Annotated in this window: 1 pseudogene; it reads right to left on the reverse strand. The window is 44.9% G+C overall.

The features are described from left to right. Positions 1-800 (reverse strand): annotated as a pseudogene (locus VOR_RS0112535) (IS1634-like element ISSpu7 family transposase); the annotation flags it as partial. Positions 801-936 lie beyond the last annotated feature (136 nt).

Genomic DNA, 936 nt, shown 5'->3' on the forward strand with positions numbered 1-936 from the left:
ACGTAGCCATGACCGATAGCGCTTAATTGCTCTGGCTCTAGCGCAAGCAGTGCTTGTTTTGCGAGCTTGATGGTCATGGGTACACGGGTAATGAACTTTTGATTTTGCTCATCTAGCGAGGAGATGCTTTCTTCGGTGTACAAGGCGGCATCAGCGATAAAGTAACGACTGTTTTGCGCGGCTTTTAGGCAATGTATGTGTCTTTTAGTCACTTCAGCGAATGCCTTGGCATCATTGGTGTTGCCACTCAGTGCTTGCATGTAAACAGGAATACCTGCTTGGTTTTCACAGATGAGTTCAAGCACGACTTGGTTAAGCTCTGGCCTATGATCCCGACTATAACCTCTTACAAGCTTAATCACGTTGGTGTTTTCATCTTGTGCATACTCACCATCAACGTGGAAGCTAGTGATATCAAGATGAACAGAATCGGTCGTCAAGCCCAGTTTATCAACAACACGCTCAGCTATAACCTGATAGAGCGCTGAGACATCGGCTTCGTATAGAGCATCTAAGGTGCGGCCTAGTACATCATCAGTAAGGTGGTGTGCTTCAATGTCTTTGGCGAGTAGCTTAGACACAGGCTTGGTCTTAAAAAAGTCCGAGAACATGTGCAGTGTTCTGCTATGAAAGCCAAGTCCATTTAGGAGCATGGCCAATACCGCGTCACCATGAGAAACATTGTGGTCAGAATATTTTGGGATAACGGCATCTATCATCCGTGGCAGGCCAATTTCGTGACAAAAGGCGGCAATGAGACCAAGGTGATCTAAGCGTTTAATAACAGGATGGGTAGACATATTTTGAGACCGTCAAATAGCAGCAATAGATCAAAACTGTCGATCGCGGTCAAGATGGTGCCGTGGTTTTTATTAAAAATTGATCGCCAGATCACGCTATTTTTATTATTGAATTAGCTGCGGAATGACGGATAAA

The sequence above is a fragment of the Vibrio ordalii ATCC 33509 genome (assembly GCA_000257205.1).
In the GTDB taxonomy this organism is placed as follows: domain Bacteria; phylum Pseudomonadota; class Gammaproteobacteria; order Enterobacterales; family Vibrionaceae; genus Vibrio; species Vibrio ordalii.